Origin of the sequence: Bacillus sp. FJAT-26390 (assembly GCF_001682865.1) — a bacterium.
Lineage (GTDB): Bacteria > Bacillota > Bacilli > Paenibacillales > Paenibacillaceae > Pristimantibacillus.
The window spans coordinates 1-23,860 of sequence record NZ_MAQX01000003.1 but is presented as its reverse complement, the minus strand read 5'-3'; the positions used below and the strand labels follow the sequence as shown (position 1 = coordinate 23,860).

The following is a 23,860-nucleotide window of genomic DNA, read 5'->3' as shown; positions in this document are numbered from 1 at the left end:
CAGCTTTGTTAAGTAGGCAGCAGTGTACCAAGATTATATATGGCGGAGCACGAGTGGCAACCCTAGCGCCGCCAAGTTCTAGAACTTACTTTTACGTCAGCGCCTATTCTATATAAAAGCCGTTATGGACGGACAAAATTAATGATCTGTTCGTTGTATTTGTCTTTTTCATCATAGAAAATCCCGTGACCGCTGTTTTCGAAAGGCACCAACTTGGAGTTATTGATTCCCTTATGCAATTCTTCCGCAACTGCAAATGGAACGGTTTTATCTTGAACGCCGTGCAAAATAAGAGTCGGCACTTTGATTTGGTTCAATTTTTCGGTCAAATCCGTGGCAGCCACTGATTTAATGCTTTCGATGGTTGTGTGGGCATCCGCTTCGAGTCCCAACTGACTAAGCCATGCCATATACTCCGTAGAAGGCTTCGTTACGAAAGTGTCTGCGCCGACTGCAAGTGTTTTAGGGCGGTCCTGGATCAGACTGGCTACGAGGCCATCGATGACTTCCTTCGGAAGTCCCCATTTTGGCGTGGGGGCAGCGGTGAGAATTAATTTGGAAACCCTGTTGTCATGATATTTGGTCATATATTGGGTTGCGACGGTTGATCCCATGGAGAAACCTACTAGTGTGGCGTCTTTTAAATTGAGTTTTTCAATTACGGCACGAACATCATCCGCGTAGGTTTGCATGTTATTGCCGTTGTAAGTGTGGTCTGATTTGCCGAATCCTCTGAGGTCGATTCCGATAAACCGAATTCCCTTGGCAGGCAACGTATTTTGTTGATATTCGAACATCTCATGGTTAAACGGCCAACCATGAAGAAAGATGACCGGTTTGCCTTTGCCTACGTCCTCAACGTACAACCTCGTGTTTTTTTCAACGGTGACATAATGTCCACTACCAGTGTCAGCGACTTCATTGGAATAATTTGGAGTAGCTGCATTCGCAACGTTTGGTCTGGATGCGCTACCTGCCAGACCGACCCCGGTTACGATGATTGCTGCTGCTAGTGATGCGGTTAAAAGGGTTTTGCTCTTGATGAATTTCATGATTTCTTTCCTCCTGAATTTGAATGTTTAGTTCCTATTTTCTTGCTAAGTTATCTTATTGACGGTGCTCATCGAGCTTTTCTTATTTAAAGTCAGCTTTCCACCTCCTTTTTCTTATACATTGATTCTAACAAGAAGCCAAAGAATACAAACCTGTGAGACGTCATGTATTTATAAAAGAAAAAGCACGACTTTTGATCACTGAAGCATGAAAAATTTCATGCCACCTGCCAAAAGTCATGCCTTATGATGTTTAAATGAGATGCCGAACCGAAAATACAGCAGCTTGCGTTCTGTCGCGCAGACCGAGCTTGGCGATGAGATTTGAGACATGATTTTTCACTGTACCTTCCGTAAGAAACAGCGAGCTTGCGATTTCTTTATTATTCAATCCTTGTCCCAATAAAGCCAGTACCTCTTTCTCCCGTAAGGTCAGTGACCCAAACCCTTCCGGTTCATCACAACTTAAGGTATGCGTTTTCTCCGGATTCATTTCAGACATTTTCTTTAACTCTTTTAGCAGCATCGAAGTCATATCGTGTTGCAGTACTGTTCCACCATTGTAGATGGTTTGAATAGCGCTTATGATCGCTTCCGCAGGCATATCTTTCAATAAATACCCATGGACGCCGTTTTCCAAAACCTGAATAATCAATTCCGCGTCATCGAAAGTGGTCAGAATCAATATCTTTGTCTTGGGAAAATTCTTGAGAATCAATTCTGATCCTTCGACGCCATCCATTCCCGGCATTCGAATGTCCATTAACACCACATCCGGCCGCCATTCCACCACTTTGGAATAGGCATCTCTTCCATCCACTGCAGTTCCAATCACTTCCATACCAGGTTCCATGCCGATGATCTTCGCAAGCCCGTCTCTCAAAATCCGTTGATCGTCAACGATAAGAATCCTCAATTCATTTCACGCTCCGCATCTATCAAAGAATATGGAAATTCGACTTCAACAGCGAAGCCCTTAATGGGATCCATCCTAAAATGCACCTCTCCATTCCACTCCTTCACTCGTTCTTGCAAGCTGATTAACCCAAACCCAGGTTTTAGTTCGTCAGGCACTTTACCGTCATTGCTTACGCAAAGAAAAAAGCCGTTGTCAGAATAAGATAACGAGATTTCAGCATGATTCGCATCTCCATGTTTCTGAGCATTTGTTAGCGATTCCTGGGCGATTCGGTAAGCAGTCAATTGTAGATTGCTAGGAATGGCAACGGGAATCCCAACCACTTTAAAATCAGTATGGACCTGTGCATATTTGGTAAACTCCTCTGACAGCTTTTCAAGGCTATCGTTCAAAAAAGTGGATTTAATAGGTTCATCTCGTATTGCCCTTACCGATAATCGCACTTCTTGTAAAGATGAGCGAATTAATCCCTCGCACTCCAAATAGGACTGTTCTCCGCGTATTGGATCAATCGTACTTATCTTACGTGCCACTTGCATTTGGACCAACAATGCCGTCAGTTTATGACCTACCGTATCATGAATTTCTCTGGCGATTCGCACTCTTTCTCTTGCTGTCGCCCACTCTTCCGCCTTGAGAGCATTTTCCTGCAATTGCACATGGGACTGTTTTAATTGCGCATACAGTTGCAATGTATCCCTGCGCGCCCTTTGGTAGAAATTAATTAAAACCGTCACGATGCATGCGAAAATAATAAAAGAGCAGGCTATAAAATAGCCGGCCTCATCGAGACGTTTATTCAAGTACCAGTCAATAATACCCATCGTAACAACTAAGAATAACATCAATAAAACACATGCGAGTATAAGTATGCGGGTATTTTTTATAAACATAAGTATAGCTAATGCCGTAATTCCAACAAACAGGTAATTGGGAATTTCCCCGCCAATAAAAACGTAGCCATACGATGCGGATACCAAAAAATCTAAAATCAGAAGGTGAAAAAGCAAATTTTGCTTTTTCATTTTGGCATAAAACCGATAAACAATAAAGAATGCTACCACTGAAAAGATAACAAAACTTAGGCCCCAAAATACAATATTCGAATTTTCAAAATAAAAAATACCTGCTATGATTAAACCAAAAATGAGCTTTAACCCAAAGAAAAGCTTCCACAAGAGGGGACTCCGAAGTAAATTATCCGTTTTTTGTTGCACTATCTCTATTTCCCCTCCCATTATAATTTACGCATGATTACTGTCTAATTTAAGTTCAAATTATTTAGCTCCTATTGTTGTCAATTGTCCTTGAAGATATATAGTCCTTTATAATTATTCCGTTTCCGATGGCCTTATATGGATATTCATATACCTTCTCCATATGAGGCTCGATCTTATACGCCTTTGCTTTCTTGAACCCTGCGATAGGGTGGTCAGAAACTTTAACGCATATGCGCTGACGACTAAAGCCCCTGTTAATATTAATCAAACATAATTATAAACAATATACACACTTTTTGTCTATTATATCATTCATGAACGACACCATATTCCCAACCGAATCCACTACATTGCTAAGTGGGATCCATGAGAATGGCTCCCACACTTAATATAAAATGGTACATGAGATTTTCCTCTCGACTATAGCTTTAATTGCTTGACCAGAAGGAGCATCTCCTCAGAAATCCGGTTCATCGAGTCGGCCGAAGCCGAAAGCTCCGTCGTTGCGGCGAATTGCTCTGTCGTTGCGGACGAAATTTTTTGCGCAAGATCATTAGAAAGATACGCCAAGTGATCGATCTCCTGCAGCGAAGCGGCGAACTCATGAACTCCTGCGAGATTGCTGTCATTTGTTCGGCAGCGGCTGATGTTTTCCCAACATGATTCACTGCATGTGCGTAGCAACAAGGATCTGGTTGTAAAAATTCTTAAAATACTGGGAATTACGAGGTTTTACAATTGAATACGAGGTAATGATGAATAAACCGAAGGAACAACATAGAGTCGTTCCCTCGGTTTATTTTGTTTATACAAAACGATACAGAGACATTTTGTGTATAGTGAGTTACAAAGTTATTTGATATTCTAAGTGTACGGAATGTATGACTGGCCGAAAATATTGTATCTACAATGTGCAAAGGAGGTCAAAGTAATGGATGCTATTGTAAATAAGTCATATTTAAGTTTTGCTGTTCCACTAAATGTGAATAATCTGCTACCGTACTTTTGGCTTTCAATGTATAGGTTTTGTTTATGTAGTACATTTCATTCGGTATTCAGGAAATGAAATCACACATGTAAAGCGCCGGTACAGGCGTTTTTTTTGCGCCCATTTTAAAAGAGTATTTGGAAGAACAATTAAAGGTGCAGATAGGAAGGCGCTTATTGTCACACCTGCAGCAGATAAATTGTTAATAAAGCGCAAGCAATATTCCCGGTGTTGAAACCGCATTTTCAATTATTCTGAATGTGTATGATATTCTACGAGATGACAAGCTCATTATCGCAAAAGATGCTGTCACAATAATTACAGTAATGTATACAAGATCATAATTTCCAACCCATTGTAAATATCTCTGATGAAAGGCGGAATATTCATGGCATTTGACGGTTTACTAATGCATCAACTTGATAAAGAAATCAAGACTAATCTACCGATGACAATCAATAAGATCTTACAGATTTCCGATACGGAGATTCTCCTGGATGGACAATCAAACGAGCGTAAACTTAGGTTGATTATCAGCATTCATTCTCAAAATAACCGTATAAATTTCACAGAAGAAAATTATTCGGAATCGAAGCAGGTAATTGAATTTTTGATATTACTGGAAAAACATCTACGCGCTGGCGTCATCCAAAGTATGGAACAGGTCGGTGTTGAACGAGTATACTGCTTTCAAATCAGTGTTGAGGCAGTTCGCTTCTCACTTTACATTGAACTACTAGGCAAAGATGCAAACATCATACTTGTCGATGAAGCGAATAACATTATTGGTGCAATGAAACAAACATCGCTCTGCAAAGCCAGTGCGCGGACACTCTCACCTGAAGCCGATTATCACCTTCCATTTGATTATAGTGGAAAACAGAATCCTTTTCAGCCGTCTTCCATAAATGAATCAGAGTCACTTGTAACACAATTTCATGGTTTTTCACCTCTGTTAAGCCGTGAATTTCAATACCGCATACAACAGGGGCAGTCATTTTACGAAATTATGTATGAGCTAAATAGAAGCGACAAGCTTTATTTGTCGGAAACAGAGCAGGGTATCCATTTTCATTGCATTCCGCTAACACACTTGAGGGGAAAATTGAGTTTTTATCCAATTATGGAAGGTGTAGATATTGCCTTTTATAAAATGAAAACTCGTCAGCAAACAGAGAGTTTATTCCAATTGGTACGAAATGAATTAATTAAACGCTCTCGAAAACTTTCAAAATTGGAGCAAGCAGTTCTTGAAGTCGGGCATTTTGAACAATATCGTACCTATGCGGATCTACTTTACACATACTATCATCTGCTGCCCCGCAACGATGCTTCTGCCGATCTCAAGGATTTTATGACAGGAGAAATGCTTCATATTCCGTTAGACACCAAACTGAGTGCAAAACAAAATGCTCAAAAATACTATGAAAAATACCACAAAGGAAAAATTGCTCATACCAAACTCAAGGAGCAAATTGTGCTTTGTAAACTGGAATCAGATTATTTTTTTCGGCTTGAGTCCCGGCTTGAACAGGCTGATAGCATAGATGTATTAGAAATCCGCAGGGAGCTTGAAAAACACGGCTATTTCAAAGCAAAGAAAAACCAATCAACGAAGAAAAAGCAGAACAGGAAGCCTAACATTATGACATTTCAATTCGATCATGATATTAAAATCTTCGTAGGCAAGAACAGTATTCAGAATGATTACCTAACCTTCCATTATGCCAAGAAAGAGGATTTATGGCTGCACGTAAAAAGTTATCACGGAGCACATGTTGTTATAAATACCGCAACACCTGATGAAGAAACATTATATTATGGGGCCTTACTGGCTGCTTACTTTTCTCAAATCAAGGCCTCTGATTCGGTCGAAGTAAATTATTGTCAAGTCAAGACTCTTAAAAAGCCCAAAGGCGCCCCAATGGGATTGGTGTTACTTGGAGCCCATAAAACAATTTATGTCAGGCCAAAGGAAGAAGTTATTCAAAAGCTCCTGACCGAAAATTTAGTTCAGATGGCGTAACTTATTAAGTTATTTTACTTTCGGACAATTCTATTTGTGCTGTCCCAACCTAAATGGTATTTTTCTATCGGAAACCCTATCATAAGCCTAGATGCTAAATATTGCTAAAAGCCTACCCTCTCATAGGACGGGATTTTGTTTTGAGAGACATAGCAACTATGCTCACTCCATTAGATTAAGGCTCTACTCAATCCCTAAATTAAACTAATATTACCGAATTATTCTATAGATTCCTTTAGCTAAAAATCAAGATATGGGCACGCTATCCTGCCCGTTCGTATTATGAGGTCACCAGATCTTTCTGGTAGACCTCATTTTTGTGTAGTCGTAAGATAGCGGTAACGGGGGATCGAACGTTTCTGCCCGTGGGAGTTAGATCCCGAGAGCTATAAAGTTCATCCCCCCTACTTGTTAAACCATGATTAGGCTGGTTGGGACCATGATCCGAATCACATGCGATAATGTGGACGACAAGAAGGTTAGGGGTTGCCGGCGAATATAATATCGGAGATGTATTTAAAGGGGAAAGTCATGCACAAGCTTTTTCAGATCGAGGAACGGCCTACGGAAAGACCTTTCGATTTGAGCACAATCTTGAGGGATTAGCTTTCTTCCTCCGCTTTGCTCAGAACGTGGAGTCCTTTGCCGGACAGTGTCCTGCCATTGTGTTAGAAGCAACGGGCCATTATCATAGATTCAGTTTCTAGATAAGCATCAATATCTGTATATCGTTATCAATCCGTTAATTTCACACCAAGCGAAAAAGATGAATACGTAAGGTGAAAACGGATGTTGCTGACGCTTACCAGCTGGGGGAATTGTTCTACAAAGAAGAGCTGGAGCCTTACAAAAAACGGGGTCAGCATCTGATGAATCTGCGTTACCTGACACGGCAACATGAGTCATTGACTGAAATGTATGTCCATGCAAAGTAGCAGTTTCAAGCGGTACTGGATCAAGTCTTTCCAGAGTATCACGTCGTGTTTGGTGATCTATATTCTAAGGTGTCGCTTCGTTTCCTGGCTCAGTATCCAACGTCTCAATCCGTGCTAGCGATGTCCGAGGAAATCGTTAAGGCGAACTACGACGCCTTGTTAGGGATGTCGCCTCGAACCGATGGTCGCTTGAACGGGCACAGAAACTAATGGCTGCAGCACAGTGAAATCCCTTCAGGGAGACTGCATTTCCGAGTCATTTAATCTCATTAGAGCTGTTCATTAATTTACTTCTTCAGTACCAGGAACACCTAACGAAACTTGATAAATCGATAGAGACCCTGGCTGAAGAATTACTGGAGTATGATTTAATCCAATTATTGATACCCGGCATTGGCACCAAAATTGCTGCGACAATTTTAGCTGAGATCGGAGAAATCGATCGGTTCGATCATAAGAAGCTGGTTGCGTTTGCTGGGATTGATCCAAGTGTCTTTTCTTCTGGCAAATTTACAGCAACCCGAAATAAAATCACCAAACGCGGCTCAATATGTCCAAAACGACCGTCATCACCATTGCAAATCAAAAAGGTGGAACAGGAAAAACAACTACTGCCTACAATTTAGCTTTCGCCCTATCTAATGAAGGAAAAAAAGTATTACTGGTCGATTTCGACCCTCAAGGCAATCTGTCCATGTGCTTCGGTATTGAGCAGCCGGATCAGATCAAATTCTCTATGTTCAATATTATGAATGCGATCATGCTTGATGAACAGTTACCAGATGCCGCGGAGTACATTCACTCAAGAGGGAATATTGACTTAATTCCGAGCAATATAGAGTTGTCAGTCGCAGAGATCAATTTACGGGATGAGATGGGCGGCGAGAAAACACTGATCTCTTTATTAGAGCCAATGAAATATAAATACGACTACATCATTATTGATACGAACCCATCACTCGGTCTACTGACCATAAACGCTCTTGCCGCCAGTGATTCAGTGTTAATCCCTGTCAACCCGCAACTTTGGTCAGCCACCGGCCTTACACAGCTATTAAAAATTATAGTTAAAGTAAAAAAACGAATTAACCCAAGGATTAGTATTGAAGGCATCCACTCTATTCGACTTAGCGCCATGAGCGAAAGCTGGCAAACAAGCACCTCTATCAAGTTAACGCGACTCGCTTTCAATTTATACAACGGCTATAGCGGTGATGAACTGAATGGTCATGATCGTACTCAAAATTACAGTCCTTACTTCTTATTTGACACCGGCCTGCTCCCCTATTTCTTTGAGGCTGTGAAATTGCGTTACCCTGAATATGTCCGCTTACAATCGTATGATTTTCTCGACATTCAACAGTCGTAATGAATAACCATGTAGATTACGACTTGGAACATTAGAAGAATTCAATTGGGCACAAGTCAACCTAGAAGGAAAGGAGGATCATTATGCATAAAGTGGAACGCTTGCAGAATCTTTACGGGTCAGTGATTGCGGAACTGACTCAAAGTGAGGAAGCCTGGAAAATCTATTTACGATTTGCTTCCGGCATCTACTTCTATTAAATCATGGTCAGGAATACTCCATAACCATTGAATCAGAGGTTCCTGTAGAATCCTTCTGTATCTTTTTCCACGAGAAAATGGTTGAAGAGGTTTATCATAATTTAGTGACCACAGATGAGAAACTACTAAATGACCCATTCTCGCCACAGCAGCGAACGATAAATTTTGTCAAAAAATCCTACTGCTATGATGAGTTGCTTGCCCCAGCCTTTTCTCACATACGTGCCGAATATACAAATCTACAAAGTAATCACACTTGGCTTGAGGAACGATTGCACGAATTATCGCAAAGACTCTGAATAGAAGAGATATTTTTGTGAATTTGTTGATAAAAATTTATTTCACATGAAATTGCTTTCGAAAAAAAATGAACGGCAAATGGATTATCCTTTAACTCTGAACTACTCCCTAATATCTATGTTAAACGGATAAGAAAGAAATAATAAAACATTCCTCTACCATCGCCCGAAAAATCAGAATGGACGTTCATATTGCTCCTTACAGATCAAGTAGATAATGAAGACCACCCTATTCGTCAAAAGTTCATATCAAGGCAATAAAAAGAGCATTCCGATCGTTCGTTGGGAAGAGAGGTCCGTATAGGCCTATGCCGCATCCGCATGCCCCGTAAGCTATTACTTGAATAGCTTACATTGCGTTTTCCTCCAGCGTTATTATTGGGAATCTAACTGGGCCCATTAAAGTGTAAAACCTCCATCCACAACCAAAGTTGACCCAGTCACAAAGGAAGCATCATCGGACCGAAGATAAACGGATACCTTTTGCAATCTCTTCCGCTTTAGCGATTCTCTTCAACGGTACCATTTGTCCAAGTTGTCTGGATGCTTCTTCTGCTGCTTCTCCCAAAGATGCTAGTATTTCCGTTTTTGTCATGGCAGGGGCAATCGAATTAATCCGAATGTTCTTTTCCGCTACTTCAATTGCAGCTGACTTAGTCAAAGCTTCAACGGCATATTTAAGTTATAATCAGAAATAGCAAAGGATTATTCTCATCAGAAAATAATTCCTTTGCTATTTCGTCTTGTATATTTATATATTGCTTGTAATTTCTTAATTTCTTAATTTCTTAATTTCTTAAGACCAATGCCATAATGATCAAATTCTTTTCATTAGATTCATCATGAGTTGATACGCATTGGCGTACAAAGGGCCTACATTCAGTAGAACTTTAGGCTTCTGACGTACTCAAATTAATATCCACTCTCAAGAGTGCTTTTTCATCCGAACTTGGACCCACAAGAAACACATAGTTGGTATCCTCTAACACCCATTTTTCTTCATCATTGTAATATTCCAGTTCTTTCAAAGCGATTGGAACAATAACCTCTTTGCTTTCCCCAGGTATTAGATAAACTCTTGCGAACCCTTGTAAAACTTTAATATGCCTTTCCACTTTGGAGTTAGGAACACTGACATAAACTTGCACAACTTCTTCCCCGGCAACGTTTCCTATATTTCTCACTTTAACCCTAACATTAACGTAATCGGCTTCCTTCTCGACGTTCTGATCGGAATATAAGTAATTCGTATAGCTCAATCCGAAACCAAAAGGATAGGCGGGACTATGTTTTTCCTTATCCAACTTACGATAGCCATGATAGAATTCATAGTACGCTTGATGAGAAGAACTATCGAAAAGGTGTAAATGACTCTCATCGGTCGGAATCACGAATGGCAACTTGCCGCTGGGATTTACATCACCAAACAAAATACGAGCAAGGGCATTACCACCTTCCATGCCGGCATACCAACTGTACAGAATAGCTGGAACGTTAGCTTCCCATTCTTTCGTCATGATCATACTTCCGCATACTAGAGATACTACCGTATTTTTATTGACCGAACCAATTTCATTAATTACTTGTATCTCTTCTTGCCTAAGAGATAAATTTTTTCTGTCTCCTCCTGGTGCAAACGTTTCGTCAGATGTGTAGGATGAGGAGGGGGTTTGTTCCATCATCTCTTTGAATATTACACTTTTCTCCGTCATTCCTTGATGCTCGTAACCTCTAGTGATAAAGTCAACGGCATTTGTAGAATCCGGCATCACATACTCGCCTTCATCGTTATAATCGTTACCGACAACAATCACCACAGCATCTACGTCACTCGCTAAAGCTTTCGCCTTCTCCAACTCATACTCATGACAATGGATGACTTCTATTTTATCCATAAAATAACTTTGAATTCCTTGTAGCGGGCTGACCGAATAAATTGGATTAATTCTACTACTACCATGGTCCCCAAGGTTTGCTTTTACAGCCAATCTTCCGACCAATAAGATTTTCTTTATATCCTTTTTATTGAATGGTAAAACTTGACCTTTATTTTTAATCAGTACCATCGACTTTTCAGCCGCTTCTCTCGCAAGCTCCGTGTGAGATTTGCAAGCAATTTTTTCTTTTGAATAAGTGGCCTTATCCGGTGTGCTTTCAAATGCAATAATGGTTCTGATTACACGAAGTGCAGCTTGATCAATATAACTTTCTTCGACTTCTCCCGATTCCACCATTTTCAGTAAATTCTCGCTATATTGGACCGGCATGGGCATTTCGACGTCCATTCCGGCTTCGATGGCTTTTTTCCCATCCCTGATACCGAATATAAAATCGGACGAAGTAAACCCTTCAAACCCCCATTCATCGCGAAGGATAGTTGTTAACAGATATTTGCTTTCGCAAGCGTGATCTCCCCTAAAATTGTTATATGAACCCATTAGAGATGCCGCGCCTGCATCCACACATTTCTTGAAATGCGGTAAATAAACTTCTCTAAGTGTTCGTGCCGACAAGTTGACATCCACGTGGAATCGAGTATTTTCAATATTATTTACTGCATAATGTTTTACGCATGCCATCACATTATGATCTTGCACACTTTCCGTTAGCGCTTTTCCCATCTCTCCAAGCAGGAACGGATCTTCCCCGTAGGTCTCCTGGGCTCTGCCCCATGCAGGGTGCATCAAGACGTTAATGCAGACACCGGCAAAATAGTTGGCTCCGCCTGATCTTGATTCAATACCGAAAACATCACCAATCCGACGTTCCAATTCAGTATCAAAAGATGCTCCCCGCGCCATAGAAACCGGGAAACATGTCGATTGGCCCATAACAACACCCCGAGGACCGTCGGTAAAGGAAATAGGGCTAATGCCTAATCTCTTGTTCCCATTAGTTTTAATCGGAATTGGGTTATACTGGTTCCCATATTGTATTCCATTTTCAATAGGATCCCAATTTCCGTTCAGCAACCATACCTTTTCCTTTAAGGACATCTCTTTTAATAAAGCATTTGCTTTCTCATGAATTTGTTGGTCTGTCAACGTTGATTGTTTATTAAACATACTATCTCTCCTTAGAAATCTTGTATTATGAACAAAGCAGCAAGCGATCTCTCTGCCTCTTCTTCTTGAGGCCCTTCCACCGTCAACTTCAATACGGTACCCTTTGCAACTTCAAGAGCCATGATACCGAGAATGCTCTTGGCATCCGAAATGATATTTTTACTTTCCCAAATGATTCGTATATCCTCCGAATGAAAACTTGCGGCGAGATCGGTGAGGCGCTTCGCAAATACAACCGGAAAGCCATCATATTGAATCGTTATGAAAGTCGACTTCATGTCAAGTAACCCTCTTTCTCATGCCTTCATATTTTTAATTTCTTCCAAGTCCGCGAGCACTCGAGGGAATTCTTTGTCCAATTTATAGAACATGAGGAGCCCAATCAGACAAATACATATAATTATCGGAAGATAAATGAACATGAATTGTATGGAAGTAATTGCCGATGTAGTTTGTTGAGCTTGACTACCCACATATCCGCCTGCCGCAAGGATCCATCCTACCAAGCCAGCACCAATGCCACTGCCGGCTTTTAGTCCGAAGCTGCCGCCACTATAAATAAGACCCTCATTGCGAATACCAGTCTTCCATTCGCCGTAATCAACTGTGTCTGCAAGCATTGCGAATAAGGTAGCAGACAATGGAACGAATCCAACGGACTTAATAACAGTGCTGGTGATCACGATGGCCAGTGATGCGGGATTGATAATGATGATAGAGGAACCGATCAAAGAAATGACTAGCCCTGCGATGGATACATTACGTTTTCCAAATCGCTTAATGAATGGCGCAATAAGGAAAAAACCAATTAGCACCGGAACCATACCTGCAAGGCCAAGCGTACCTACTAAATTAACATCATTTAATACATATTGGGCATAGTAAATGCTAGCTCCTCCACTTACGCCGCCGCTAATGTAAAATATGACCATAACCAAAACGATTTGCTTCCAGTATTTATTGCGGAACAGAGCCTTGAACCCTCGTTTTATATCTACCTCCTTTCGAACGACAGTCGCTTGAACACGCTCTTTCGTGCTAAAAAAACTCACCAAGAACATGATGACTGCTATGCCGGAAAAGATACCATAAGTAGTAGCCCATCCGGAATTTCCACCGCCGAACATTTTCACTAATGGCAATGTCAGCATATTCACTAAAATTGTGGCGACGACAGCGAAAAACATACGGAATATATTCAACACGGATCGTTCATAAGGATCCTGCGTTATTCTCGAATTTAACACACCATATGGAACATTAATTCCAGAATAAACAATGTTAACTAAAAGATAAGTACTATAAGCGTATATTAATGAACCTGTTGGACCCCAACCTGGATTGAAGAAAAGGAGAAAGCCCGCGAGTCCAAACGGAAATGCCATCCATAATAACCAAGGACGTGCTTTGCCGTAGCGGCTCCTCGTCTTTTCAATCAGTACCCCTACTCCAATATCTACGAACGCATCAAGAACGCGAGCAATTAGCAACAAAGTGCCGACCGCTGCAGCTGTCAGCCCCACTACATCCGTGTAGAAAAAGGCAAGAAAAGTACTTGCTCCTGCCCAGATGAAGTTGCTCGCTAAGTCACCAACACCATAGCCAAGTTTTTCTTTGAAACTAATTTTCTTGGTTTCCATTGTCTGCTCCCCCGAACGTTAAAAATTCTGAATGACAAATTGATTGTAAGGGGTTACAGTGATTAAAAATAGGATTTATCCGATCTAAATTGTACTTTTACTAAAAAAAGGTGATGATGTTATGAAAATGATGCATGAGGAACTTATTTATGTGTGTGAAATGATGCAACATTATGCAAAGATGCCAATCTCCTCTATTGATCCGATTGGAGGAACGTTAACATCTTTAGTATCTAATTCAATTGATAATCCTTTACATGAAAAGTGGCTAGAAAATATGCTCCGATATTTCGCTGAAAAGGAGTTTGACTTTCCCATTACCGTTATCACCCTTAACAATGTCGAATACTATTTATGTATTCGAGCACCGAAGTCAATGATCAAAGATCATATTTTGCTGCTCGGTCCGTGTGTATTTGACAAAATAACGAAGGCTACTATTTACGATTACTTGATTATGAACAAGGTACCTCGGCAGCTTGAAGAAAAAATGAGAAGTTATCTCCTTTCCCTTCCATTCTACAATAAATGGACAATCTCTCGATTTGGTCAAATGCTTTATTATTTGTTGGTAAAAAAACGAGTGGAACTTAATGACATTCGATATTTCACCCCATTATCTAGTGATATTGAATCAGAGTTACAGCAACAAGTCACAAATCAGAAAATGGATGAATTTCTTCATCATGATAATAAATATGAAAATATTATTAGACAACTCATCCAGGAAGGTCGTTTAGATGCTCTTGAAAAATTTATGGCATCTGTGCCTGAACTACAAGGAGGTGGAATTGTCGCCAGAAACAATCCGGTTCGAAATGAAAAAAACCTGGCCATTGTATGCGTAACTCTTGCTAGCAGAGCCGCTATGGACGGGGGTTTACATTCAGAAATAGCGTACACTTTAAGTGACATGTCTATCCAACAAATTGAGTCCGATCATAATTTTAATACTTTTACTGAGACTATAAAGAAAGTGTTCAAGGAATATGCCAAACAGGTCATGCAAGCAAAGGAGCATCAGTATTCCAAAGCGGTCTTCAAAGTAGAAAAATATATTTACAACAATCTATATCAAAAATTGAGTGTTCAGGAAATTGCGGACAATGTGGGTCTGAGTACTGATTATCTTTCCAAACAATTTAAGAAGGAAACTGGCATGACGATTGTTGAGTATATACTTCAGGAAAAAATAAAAGAAGCGAAGAACTTAATGAACTACTCTAATTTATCAATATCAGAAATCTCGAATCACCTTCAATTTTTCGATCAAAGTCATTTCATTCGGGTTTTTAAGCGTATTTGCGGAAAAACGCCTAAACAATACAAACTTCAATAGATAAATTCATAAATTAATGACATAGAAATCAAATGTTCTGTTTGAGCATTTTTACCGATTGGATTCCTTAATCGATACACTTGATGGATACAAAGTTGAAATGTGAAATTGGTTGTGCTACAATGCAACTAATTAATCTAGGGGAGTTGATGAGAATAATGTAATATTTCTTGCGTATTTACGAATGATAAAACAAAAAACTGTTTTATTCTTTGTTAAGCAAGAAAGTTACTTATTCTCTTCACTCAAATAAAATAACAATTTCCAATCCGTTTATTGGGTTAGATTTTAATATTTGTTTATTTGAGCTACAAGAAAGGTAACTTTCTTGTAGCTTTTTATTATTTTATGGAGGATTTTGACAATGTCTTTAATCAATGTGACCAACCTAACTTTTGCTTATGACGGTAGCTACGACAATATCTTCGAAAACGTTAGCTTTCAAATTAATACGGATTGGAAATTAGGGTTTACTGGAAGGAACGGTCGAGGCAAAACAACATTTCTGAACTTGTTGCTTGGTAAGTATGATTACAGCGGAACAATTTCAGCAAATGTCAGCTTTGAATACTTCCCCTTCTATGTTGAACACAAGGAATTAAATACCCTAGACGTTATCGACGAAATTTATCCAGACTATGAGCATTGGCAGATCGTACGTGAGCTTTCGTTGCTGAAGGTGTCAGAGGATGTGTTGTATCGGCCGTTTGAGACCTTGTCAAACGGGGAGCAAACGAAAGTATTACTCGCAACCTTATTTTTAAAGGGAAACAGTTTCCTGCTTATCGACGAACCAACTAATCACTTGGACATTCACGCACGTAAGCTAGTCAGCGATTATCTAAAAACCAAGTATGGATTTATTTTGGTTTCACACGATCGCGCATTTCTAGATAATTGCGTGGACCACATTCTTTCGATAAACAAAACTAATATTGAGATCCAGAAATGTAATTTCTCGGACTGGTGGGAGAATAAACAAAGGCAGGATAACTATGAACTAGCCGAGAACGACAAGCTGCGAAGAGACATTAAACGACTATCTGAAGCCTCAAAGAGAACGAATAGCTGGTCACACGAAGTAGAAAAAACAAAAAACGGCACTCGCAATTCCGGCTCAAAAGTGGATAAAGGATATATCGGGCACAAAGCCGCCAAAATGATGAAACGTTCCAAATCCATTGAACAGAGACAGCAATCCGCGATTGAGGAAAGTTCCAAACTCCTGAAAAATATCGAAAGCTCAGAAATTCTGAAAATCTCTCAACTTGCTTATAATAAAAAGCAGATGGTGGAATTAGAGAATGTTTCGATTCATTACGGAGAACACACAGTTTGCAACGACGTAACCTTTACCATTGAGCAAGGAGCACGCGTTACACTTGCGGGTCCAAACGGTTCGGGAAAATCAAGTATTCTCAAGCTAATTCTTGGCGAGGAGATCCCTTTTACGGGAACGTTTCGCAAAGGTAATCAACTAAAAATCTCATACGTATCACAAGATACCTCACATCTGCAGGGCAACTTATCAGATTATGCGAGTCGGAATGAGATCGACGAAAGCTTGTTCAAAGCGATTTTAAGAAAACTCGATTTTTCGCGCATACAATTTGAAAAAGATATTTCTTCATTCAGCGGCGGACAGAAAAAAAAGGTACTAATCGCAAAGAGCTTATGCGAGAAGGCGCATCTCCATATATGGGACGAACCATTAAACTTTATTGACGTCATTTCCCGTATGCAGATCGAAGAACTATTATTGGAACATTCTCCGACAATACTTTTTGTAGAGCACGATAGCGAATTTTGTAAAAACATCGCCACTAAAATCGTGGAACTGTAATATAACATAATACTTATTTTATCTTAGGAGGTTGAAATAAATGTTTGAAGTTGTAAATGTTCATGTGAACCGCTCATTGTCCGTTGGCACGGTTCACGTTCAAACTAAACGGATGCCGGAGGATTTTCCATCTATTGATAGATGCACGTAGCGACTCTAGCTAAAAGCTTCGTGGGTTTTAATCTAGTTGGTTAATTTACATGTTAAAGCACCAACTAAGGGTGCTAATGACATTTTCTCCGGCTAAATAGGAGAAAAAAACATGAAATCAACTTCGAAATATGAAATGATTCAACACATATTGAAAGATTTGAAACAACCTGCATATCGATTCCAACAAATTGCGGACGCAATCTTCAAGCAAAGAATTGGTGAATATGACCGAATGAACATACTACCCAGGGGTATAAGAAACGAATTAATAAAGAGCCTTGGCGAACACATTTTGAACTTAACTCCTGTCATGCAAAAGACATCCAAACAAGTGAACAAAGTGCTGTTTGCCATTGAGGGCGGTGAACAAGTAGAAGCTGTTCAACTAAGCTATGAGCGTGGCTGGAAATCATACTGTATTTCCAGTCAGTGCGGATGCGGATATGGTTGTAGTTTCTGTGCTACAGGCACAATCGGACTGAAACGAAATCTAACTTCTGATGAAATTACCGATCAATTGTTATACTTTCATTTAAATGGTCAATCCTTGGATAGTGTCTCGTTTATGGGTATGGGGGAGGCGCTAGCCAATCCTTATATCTTCGACACGCTTAAGATTTTAACAGATCCTCGAACCTTTGGCTTGGGGCATCGAAGAATTACAGTTTCAACCATCGGAATTTTGCCAGGAATCGATCGTCTGACAAAGGAATTTCCACAGGTTAACCTTACCTTTTCACTTCACTCTCCGTTCGACGAACAGCGGAGCAGGCTAATGCCAATTAATAATCGCTTTCCGCTTAATGATGTGTTGAATAAGCTGGATCAGCATATTCGTGATTCAGGTAGAAAAGTATATATTGCATATATTTTACTGCGTGGAGAAAACGATTCAAATGAGCATGCGGAAGCCATTGCTGCTTTATTAAAGGACAGAGGTCCTTGGGAACATTTATATCACGTCAATTTAATTCCCTACAATTCAACCGACGTAACGCCTGAAAGCTTCCATCAATCGGACAAAGATCGCGTTCAAAGGTTTGTCAGTATCTTAAAGTCAGCGGGAATCAAAGTCACTGTGCGAACTCAATTCGGAACAGACATTGATGCAGCATGCGGTCAACTATACGGACATAACAAGTAAAATATAAAAATTCAGACCAATAGGAGAACGTGTATCTTTATAAAGCATTCCCCTAATAATGCAAAAAAATTTAAAATATTTTCCATGGTGTAAGACGATATTGATTTGTAAAGTGGAGTTACTAGTTCCATTAGATTGTTAAATATGAGAACGAGGAGAATGATTATGTTTCATAAGAACTTTATAGTAACCCATGTTCAATTCCATGCAAAGACAGATATTTGGTGATATTTGCATGGAATAACATCATCACCAATCATGCTGGCTTTGCTACTTGAGATATAATTATACTTTATACAAGGAGTGAGTCTACATGAGATATATCAACGCTAATGAAATTCTCCCAAAAGAATTGGTTGGAAAATTGCAAGATTTTGTACAAGGTGAATACATCTACATTCCCGCAATAAAAGATCATCATAAAAATTGGGGAGAATTATCCGGCTTTCGGGAAGAGATTGATAAGAGAAATAGTGAAATAATAAAAGCATATACTTCTGGCACTACGATTCAAGAACTTGCAGAATCTTACTACCTTTCTGTTTATGCTATCAGAAAAATAATTTATACCAAATAAAAAACGCGGCCCGAAGATCTTACCATTCAAATCGACTTTTGTGTTGATTTGTTCGTTTTGTTCCAGTTGCTCCGAATCCGATTCATTATTTTCGAAGTTTAGTGATTCTGGGCTACTTGATGATTAGAAGTAGATATTCCTAATAGAAAAATCTCCTTTCAGTCCTAGAATAATAGAAACAGCACCACAAACGCAGGATAGTTCCTGTTTTTGTCGTGCTATAGTCGCGAGGATTTACTTTGCAACGGTCTACTTTTCATATACCGCTTTTCCTCCATCCTTTCTGATAATTGCATATGCACACTCTTGCCATCGACATGCCTATAACTAGGTCTGCGTTGGCTTTTTTTATTATCGAATAGAGTTCTAAGCTGCCTTTAGGGACCTATCTTAAAGGTTTTACCAAACAACACAGAAACATTTAGTATATAGTTTAGGTGGTTTCTATCTGTTAACTTTATAACCAAGGGTTCTTCTAAAATGTAGCAGGACAAACGGAGGTTTAAATAATGGATGCTATTGTAAATATACTAAGAGCGTCAATCCAATAAGTTTTCTTATACAATGAAGTTTTTACTGCGGATGTGGGTACCAATATCGTGAAAGTTTAGGATTTGGAGGAGAGAATATTGTTGAATGTCACTATTTTTAATATGGAAGGTATTGATGTTGGTGAAATGGAACTTGAAGAATCAATTTTCGGTATTATTCCCAATGAATCGGTTATGCATGATGCAGTTATAAATTATCTGGCAAATAAACGCAGTGGAACACAATCTGCATTGACACGTGGTGAAGTTAGAGGCGGTGGTAGAAAACCGTATAAGCAGAATAAAATTGATAAATCTAGAGCAGGTTCGATTCGTATGCCTCATTGGCGTGGTGGAGGAGTTGTGTTTGCTCCTAAACCTCGCGATTATAGCTACAAACTCAATAAAAAGGTTAAGAGGCTTGCTATAAAATCTGCATTATCTAGCAAAGTACAGAATAAAGAATTCATTGTCGTCGATGAGATCAAGTTAGAAAATTACAGGACAAAGTCTATAGTAGCTATGCTTAATGCTCTTGGGGCAGATAAAAAGGTGCTAATTGTTACACCTTTGTTAAATAACTTTGTTATGAAAAGCACCAATAACATACCTGGTGTAGATACCGCCGTAGCTGATTCCATTAACGTATACACTGTTCTGAATTGTGATAAATTAATAATCGCTAAAGATGCTGTCAATATGATTACGGAAATGTACTCGTAATTAAAGCTCTTCGATTTGTATCCTGGAAATGAGGTCAACAACATTGAACGGTCCGTCCCAAACAGCTAACTTAACTTATCACACATTCCGATGCGAACGAAAAGATGAAGACGATGTATGACCAGGTTCGCATTGAGTCCAAAGGCGTAAAGTTCGTCGTTGTGCTGGAGCACAATGGTAATAAACAAGAAATGGATCTTTGGGATACTTATCGAAATGCAGAAAATTTCGCATTCTATCTGGCACGGCTTCTAAAGCTTGAGGTGTTCTTCCAAGAGAAAAAAATAGTTGAAAATAAAGATCAGTTCTTGTAAGCTGCTATCAATAAAGTACGTTTTACCAATAACTGAACTGTGACCCATAAGAAGGACACAAAAGTGACCCTCTTATGGGTCACAGTTCAATGAGAGCTTCAAGGTCTCTTTCATATTTAATGTGTGAGATGAGTTTTAGCAATATCCCAGATGCTATCTTTAATCTGTACTTTTACGATAGTTGTCTTTTCAGTACCATTTGAGTAAAAGGAAGTAAAGAGGAAATTATAATTGCCATCAGGTAGGGAATCGAAATTCTTTCGCCACATTGACCCCTTAAAGATAATGCTACCTGAAGGGTTATTATTGAGATCTACAGTTACACCCTGCCCTACTAAGCTTACGGTTACCCGATCCGCCTTAACCAATGAAGATCCAGTATCTGTTACATTTGCAGAAAGAACACATTCTTCACCTGCCCAGAACATATCTGTTTGGCGTGTCGCAGTCGGATTGGCTTTATTGTAATCTAATCGGTTTTCCTCCCATTTAACGGTATGACTGACCCATCCTATAATTCCAAGTGGGCGAACTTGAATTACCTTCCTAAATGAAACGCCGATATAGCTCGCGTCTCCGCTCTCCACGTAGCTACGCATATATTTATGTGGTTGATGCTATCTCATGACCCAGCATGCCTTGGATGAAATCCAAAGACGCTCCGTTATCCAGCAATTGACAAGCATAGGTGTGGCGAAAACGGTGCGAGTATAATCTATTTTTGGTCCTCTTAACATTAGTGATGGGTTTAAAGCCAGATATGCTTCTTCATATGCGAAGCGAAAAAGAGATTGAATAAAGCGAATACGATGGCCCAAGATGTTTGGTTTTAATCGGCCGAATTGCTTCGCCAAGTATTATTTTAGCAACTGTAGAGTAACCTCTGAAAATATCTAGATCACCAAATTCAGAAACCAGCAGCTTTAGCTGCAAGGCGTATTCCTTATCAGCTGTATACAATCTCCGCAATTTATCTAAATTCATAATAAAACCTCCCATTAGACCTAATAAATCTAGGTCTGCTTCTAATGAGAGGTTTTAATCTGTTTGTATAGAACTATCGTTACCCGTCGTATTATAAGGTCAGCCAGTTATTACTGGTTGACCACTTTCTATTTTGGTGGTGTATTTGTCAGTAGCCGGGGCAGATCGGTCGTTCCCCTGGGTCTGAACCCATCGCTAAAACTGATCGCCCCCTACTTGTAGAAACCATGTTTAAGCTGGTTGAGACGAATAGATCTCGCATAACAAGCGATGTTGTGGAACTATGAGCAGTTCTTAGGGGTATCGGCAATATTTATGAGAGGGAGAGTGTTTATGAATCCAGTCATTGGTCTGGATATTTCTAAAGGTAAAAGTGATGGACAAGTCTTCTTTGACAAAGGCCAGCCCTTTGGGCAGTCATTTTGCTTTCAGCATAACCAAGAAGGTCTTAGTCAGCTCTTAGACGTCATTTCAAACGTACGAATTAAGACTGAGAAAACCCCCACTGTTATCTTGGAATCAACGGGGCACTATCATCAAGCCGTTATTCAGTTTCTAGAAGAACACGGCATCTTGTTCTTGGTCGTAAATCCACTCATTTCACATCAAGCGAAGAAATCAAGTCTACGCAAAGTGAAGACCGATGCAGTCGATGCTTATCGGCTATGTGAACTGTATTACAAAGAGGAATTTGAAGACCATAAACAACGAGGGGTTCAACTCCTTAATCTTAGGCATCTTACTCGTCAGTTTGACACTCTTACGCAAATGTATGTACAGGTTAAGTTACAATTCCAAGCGATTTTAGATCAAGTCTTTCCGGACTACAGAGGTATTTTCGGTGATCTCTATTCGAGAGTATCACTACAACTTCTTAAGCAATTTACGACTCCTACAGACTTTCAAGCAGCTGGAGAATCGAATATAGCCTACACAATTGCATCTCTATGCCCAAGTCGTTCTGTTCGTTGGGCTGACGAAAAAGCAAGTCTTATCGTTGTGGCTGCAGCAAACAATCCTTTTCAAAAAGTAAGCTATACTAGCCATCTCATAAGCCTGACGTTGTACATCGATTTACTCCTTCAGTACCAAGAGCATCTTTCCCACCTACGAAGTCAGATTGATGCTCTTGCTGAAGAAGTTGAAGCTTATCAAATTATCCAATCAATACCCGGTATAGGAGGCAAAATCGCTGCAACGATTCTATCTGAGATCGGGGAGATCCATCGGTTTAATCATGCTAAAAAGCTGGTTGCTTTCGCAGGAATTGACCCTATTGTTTACGCTTCAGGTAAGTTCACAGCGACCAGCAATCGCATTACCAAACGTGGTTCAAAAAAGCTACGACACGCCTTGTATCTCGCTGTATTGTGCGGTCTTAGGAAGACAGGCAGCAAGAGACTACGTGAGTTTTATGACAAGAAGCGTGAATCGGGAAAGCCTTATCGCGTTGCTCTGATTGCGTGTGTTAATAAGCTCCTTCACTGGATTTATGCATTATTAGTGAAGCAAGAAGACTTCGTCGACTTAGCTTAGTTGGCATATTTATTATACAAAAGAAAAACCTTCCAGCAGTCGCAGAGAGGGTTCTTTGGTGCATCCATTTTTAGTATACTGCCAACGCCAACTTAATTTAAGAGAAAAATGTTGACAAGATATTAGCTGGTTTTAGTTGAACGATAGGTTCCATTTTGTAATTGTAATTTTATGAATTCAAGTCTGAACTTTTGTTAGGCTCATCATTTTCACTGAAATAATCTATATAATATCCTTCTGAATCCCAGTAATCTTCATACTCTTTATAAATATCGTTGATATTATTCTTTGGTAACCCGCAATTCTCTAATAGCCATTCTCTTATATAGTTAATATCCTTATTTTCATCTTCCCAGATGAAATCCATAATTGCAGACTCTTTTGCAGCATTATCTGGGACATAAATAACAAATGAAGATTTAAAGGTCTTCATAAATCCGTAGCTAACATTTCTCAGTAACTGTTGTATCTCATTATCTACTAAAAATCCTTTCCATCTAAAATAATGATGAAAATAACATACTTTCTCTGATAAAGTAAGTGAGATTCCACAGGGGCCTGCCAAGCTAATTGTCCCGTCTGCTCTATCAACACTTGAACGCCACTTCCTCACATTATCTTTTGGATTGAATGGTAAAAGTGTATCAAATTCAGTGCATAACTCTATTATTTCAGTTTCTTTAAGGCTATGTGACATATACGCAGAAAAATCCATTCCCACAAAAGACACCCCCGAGTAAATAATTAGAGATAATATTAATATCCGAATAACTAAGGTATTCGAGAAATAAATAAACGAACCTCCCTCTATGGAGAATCATTTTTCTCTTAAATACGTTTGTTTTCCTTTCGCACAAGACAACTATTAGATGGGATAAGGTTGTAGAAGATGATAAATATGGGAGCAAAAAAAGCGCGAAAACACATCCACCCAGACCACTCGTTTTAAAAAGTGGACATTCTGGAGATATATGGTCGCACTCTTGGATCTCCACTTTGACTCA

The 23,860-nt window shown here is 39.6% G+C and carries 24 protein-coding genes and 1 pseudogene; 12 read left to right on the top strand and 13 right to left on the bottom strand.

What is annotated here, in order from left to right; translation table 11 throughout:
* Positions 1-122: 122 nt before the first annotated feature.
* From A7975_RS09445 to A7975_RS34080, 4 genes are all read right to left on the bottom strand, one after another.
* The gene (locus tag A7975_RS09445) at positions 123-1,052 is read right to left on the bottom strand and encodes an alpha/beta fold hydrolase (RefSeq protein WP_082198109.1); all 930 of its coding nucleotides are present in this window, start codon (positions 1,050-1,052) and stop codon (positions 123-125) included.
* A gap of 253 nt (positions 1,053-1,305) precedes the next feature.
* Positions 1,306-1,968: a response regulator gene (locus tag A7975_RS09440; protein ID WP_065385015.1), complete on the bottom strand. Its 663-nt coding sequence runs from the start codon at positions 1,966-1,968 to the stop codon at positions 1,306-1,308.
* Positions 1,965-3,188: a sensor histidine kinase gene (locus tag A7975_RS09435; RefSeq protein WP_065385014.1), complete on the bottom strand. Its 1,224-nt coding sequence runs from the start codon at positions 3,186-3,188 to the stop codon at positions 1,965-1,967. The genes A7975_RS09440 and A7975_RS09435 overlap by 4 nt, the downstream gene beginning before the upstream one ends.
* 423 nt (positions 3,189-3,611) lie before the next feature.
* Positions 3,612-3,761, bottom strand: a complete 150-nt coding sequence (locus A7975_RS34080) for a hypothetical protein (RefSeq protein WP_176707704.1) — start codon at positions 3,759-3,761, stop codon at positions 3,612-3,614.
* Between the two features lie 639 nt (positions 3,762-4,400).
* Here A7975_RS34080 and A7975_RS35630 point away from each other — a divergent pair.
* From A7975_RS35630 to A7975_RS09425, 5 genes are all read left to right on the top strand, one after another.
* Positions 4,401-4,523, top strand: coding sequence for an uL4 family ribosomal protein (locus A7975_RS35630; RefSeq protein ID WP_141680266.1), 123 nt, complete (start codon positions 4,401-4,403; stop codon positions 4,521-4,523).
* A gap of 44 nt (positions 4,524-4,567) precedes the next feature.
* On the top strand, positions 4,568-6,205 hold the full coding sequence (locus A7975_RS09430) for an Rqc2 family fibronectin-binding protein (RefSeq protein WP_065385013.1): 1,638 nt from the start codon (positions 4,568-4,570) through the stop codon (positions 6,203-6,205).
* Positions 6,206-6,984: 779 nt separating this feature from the next.
* Positions 6,985-7,140, top strand: a complete 156-nt coding sequence (locus A7975_RS34810; RefSeq protein WP_255314242.1) for an IS110 family transposase — start codon at positions 6,985-6,987, stop codon at positions 7,138-7,140.
* Between the two features lie 380 nt (positions 7,141-7,520).
* Complete coding sequence (locus tag A7975_RS34805) at positions 7,521-7,766, top strand: transposase (RefSeq protein ID WP_255314241.1); 246 nt, start codon at positions 7,521-7,523, stop codon at positions 7,764-7,766.
* A complete protein-coding gene (locus A7975_RS09425; protein ID WP_255314240.1) occupies positions 7,691-8,509 on the top strand; it encodes a DUF6075 family protein in 819 nt (272 codons plus the stop codon). The genes A7975_RS34805 and A7975_RS09425 overlap by 76 nt, the downstream gene beginning before the upstream one ends.
* An 898-nt stretch (positions 8,510-9,407) precedes the next feature.
* Here the strand turns inward: A7975_RS09425 and A7975_RS34075 are convergent.
* From A7975_RS34075 to A7975_RS09410, 5 genes and pseudogenes are all read right to left on the bottom strand, one after another.
* Positions 9,408-9,497, bottom strand: a complete 90-nt coding sequence (locus A7975_RS34075) for an SDR family oxidoreductase (RefSeq protein WP_082198107.1) — start codon at positions 9,495-9,497, stop codon at positions 9,408-9,410.
* Positions 9,463-9,675, bottom strand: a pseudogene (locus A7975_RS35380) (SDR family oxidoreductase); the annotation flags it as partial. The pseudogene A7975_RS35380 and the gene A7975_RS34075, both read right to left, overlap by 35 nt.
* 223 nt (positions 9,676-9,898) lie before the next feature.
* Positions 9,899-12,073, bottom strand: coding sequence for a glycoside hydrolase family 3 protein (locus A7975_RS09420; RefSeq protein WP_065385012.1), 2,175 nt, complete (start codon positions 12,071-12,073; stop codon positions 9,899-9,901).
* 11 nt (positions 12,074-12,084) lie between these two features.
* Positions 12,085-12,351: an HPr family phosphocarrier protein gene (locus tag A7975_RS09415; RefSeq protein WP_065385011.1), complete on the bottom strand. Its 267-nt coding sequence runs from the start codon at positions 12,349-12,351 to the stop codon at positions 12,085-12,087.
* Between the two features lie 18 nt (positions 12,352-12,369).
* Positions 12,370-13,713 carry a glycoside-pentoside-hexuronide (GPH):cation symporter gene (locus A7975_RS09410; protein WP_065385010.1) on the bottom strand — a complete coding sequence of 448 codons (1,344 nt, stop codon included), beginning with the start codon at positions 13,711-13,713 and terminating at the stop codon, positions 12,370-12,372.
* 121 nt (positions 13,714-13,834) lie between these two features.
* Here A7975_RS09410 and A7975_RS09405 point away from each other — a divergent pair, with 121 nt between their 5' ends.
* The 6 genes from A7975_RS09405 (at position 13,835) to A7975_RS09380 (ending at position 20,336) form a co-directional block, all read left to right on the top strand.
* Complete coding sequence (locus A7975_RS09405; protein WP_065385009.1) at positions 13,835-15,052, top strand: AraC family transcriptional regulator; 1,218 nt, start codon at positions 13,835-13,837, stop codon at positions 15,050-15,052.
* Positions 15,053-15,416: 364 nt separating this feature from the next.
* The gene (locus tag A7975_RS09400) at positions 15,417-16,895 is read left to right on the top strand and encodes an Lsa family ABC-F type ribosomal protection protein (RefSeq protein ID WP_065385008.1); all 1,479 of its coding nucleotides are present in this window, start codon (positions 15,417-15,419) and stop codon (positions 16,893-16,895) included.
* A gap of 262 nt (positions 16,896-17,157) precedes the next feature.
* Positions 17,158-18,192, top strand: a complete 1,035-nt coding sequence (locus tag A7975_RS09395; protein WP_065385007.1) for a Cfr family 23S rRNA (adenine(2503)-C(8))-methyltransferase — start codon at positions 17,158-17,160, stop codon at positions 18,190-18,192.
* Between the two features lie 313 nt (positions 18,193-18,505).
* On the top strand, positions 18,506-18,769 hold the full coding sequence (locus A7975_RS09390) for a CD3324 family protein (protein WP_065385006.1): 264 nt from the start codon (positions 18,506-18,508) through the stop codon (positions 18,767-18,769).
* 629 nt (positions 18,770-19,398) lie between these two features.
* Positions 19,399-20,022 (top strand): 50S ribosomal protein L4, encoded by a 624-nt coding sequence (gene rplD / locus A7975_RS09385; RefSeq protein WP_082198105.1) that lies wholly within the window; start codon positions 19,399-19,401, stop codon positions 20,020-20,022.
* Positions 20,023-20,126: 104 nt separating this feature from the next.
* Positions 20,127-20,336, top strand: coding sequence for a hypothetical protein (locus A7975_RS09380; RefSeq protein ID WP_255314239.1), 210 nt, complete (start codon positions 20,127-20,129; stop codon positions 20,334-20,336).
* A 116-nt stretch (positions 20,337-20,452) separates the two neighbouring features.
* Here the strand turns inward: A7975_RS09380 and A7975_RS09375 are convergent, their stop codons facing one another.
* From A7975_RS09375 to A7975_RS34795, 3 genes are all read right to left on the bottom strand, one after another.
* Positions 20,453-20,923 (bottom strand): hypothetical protein, encoded by a 471-nt coding sequence (locus tag A7975_RS09375; protein WP_141680258.1) that lies wholly within the window; start codon positions 20,921-20,923, stop codon positions 20,453-20,455.
* A gap of 16 nt (positions 20,924-20,939) precedes the next feature.
* Positions 20,940-21,011, bottom strand: coding sequence for a hypothetical protein (locus tag A7975_RS34800; protein ID WP_255314251.1), 72 nt, complete (start codon positions 21,009-21,011; stop codon positions 20,940-20,942).
* A 93-nt stretch (positions 21,012-21,104) separates the two neighbouring features.
* Positions 21,105-21,320: a hypothetical protein gene (locus tag A7975_RS34795; RefSeq protein WP_065385003.1), complete on the bottom strand. Its 216-nt coding sequence runs from the start codon at positions 21,318-21,320 to the stop codon at positions 21,105-21,107.
* Between the two features lie 333 nt (positions 21,321-21,653).
* Between A7975_RS34795 and A7975_RS09365 the strand changes: the two genes are divergently transcribed.
* Positions 21,654-22,856 (top strand): IS110 family RNA-guided transposase, encoded by a 1,203-nt coding sequence (locus A7975_RS09365; RefSeq protein ID WP_065385002.1) that lies wholly within the window; start codon positions 21,654-21,656, stop codon positions 22,854-22,856.
* Positions 22,857-23,025: 169 nt separating this feature from the next.
* On the opposite strand, the gene A7975_RS09360 is transcribed toward A7975_RS09365, so the two are convergent.
* Positions 23,026-23,577, bottom strand: coding sequence for a hypothetical protein (locus A7975_RS09360; RefSeq protein ID WP_065385001.1), 552 nt, complete (start codon positions 23,575-23,577; stop codon positions 23,026-23,028).
* Between the last annotated feature and the right edge of the window lie 283 nt (positions 23,578-23,860).

What these genes read in the sequence shown, in the direction of transcription:
- A7975_RS09445 (WP_082198109.1), bottom strand. Translation starts at nt 1,052, where the DNA reads ATGAAATTCATCAAGAGCAAAACCCTTTTAACCGCATCACTAGCAGCA.
- A7975_RS09390 (WP_065385006.1), top strand. Translation starts at nt 18,506, where the DNA reads ATGAGATATATCAACGCTAATGAAATTCTCCCAAAAGAATTGGTTGGA.
- A7975_RS09415 (WP_065385011.1), bottom strand. Translation starts at nt 12,351, where the DNA reads ATGAAGTCGACTTTCATAACGATTCAATATGATGGCTTTCCGGTTGTA.
- A7975_RS09430 (WP_065385013.1), top strand. Translation starts at nt 4,568, where the DNA reads ATGGCATTTGACGGTTTACTAATGCATCAACTTGATAAAGAAATCAAG.
- A7975_RS09420 (WP_065385012.1), bottom strand. Translation starts at nt 12,073, where the DNA reads ATGTTTAATAAACAATCAACGTTGACAGACCAACAAATTCATGAGAAA.
- A7975_RS09410 (WP_065385010.1), bottom strand. Translation starts at nt 13,713, where the DNA reads ATGGAAACCAAGAAAATTAGTTTCAAAGAAAAACTTGGCTATGGTGTT.
- A7975_RS09425 (WP_255314240.1), top strand. Translation starts at nt 7,691, where the DNA reads ATGTCCAAAACGACCGTCATCACCATTGCAAATCAAAAAGGTGGAACA.
- A7975_RS09405 (WP_065385009.1), top strand. Translation starts at nt 13,835, where the DNA reads ATGAAAATGATGCATGAGGAACTTATTTATGTGTGTGAAATGATGCAA.
- A7975_RS09380 (WP_255314239.1), top strand. Translation starts at nt 20,127, where the DNA reads ATGAAGACGATGTATGACCAGGTTCGCATTGAGTCCAAAGGCGTAAAG.
- A7975_RS09400 (WP_065385008.1), top strand. Translation starts at nt 15,417, where the DNA reads ATGTCTTTAATCAATGTGACCAACCTAACTTTTGCTTATGACGGTAGC.
- A7975_RS09395 (WP_065385007.1), top strand. Translation starts at nt 17,158, where the DNA reads ATGAAATCAACTTCGAAATATGAAATGATTCAACACATATTGAAAGAT.
- A7975_RS34795 (WP_065385003.1), bottom strand. Translation starts at nt 21,320, where the DNA reads ATGAATTTAGATAAATTGCGGAGATTGTATACAGCTGATAAGGAATAC.
- A7975_RS09365 (WP_065385002.1), top strand. Translation starts at nt 21,654, where the DNA reads ATGAATCCAGTCATTGGTCTGGATATTTCTAAAGGTAAAAGTGATGGA.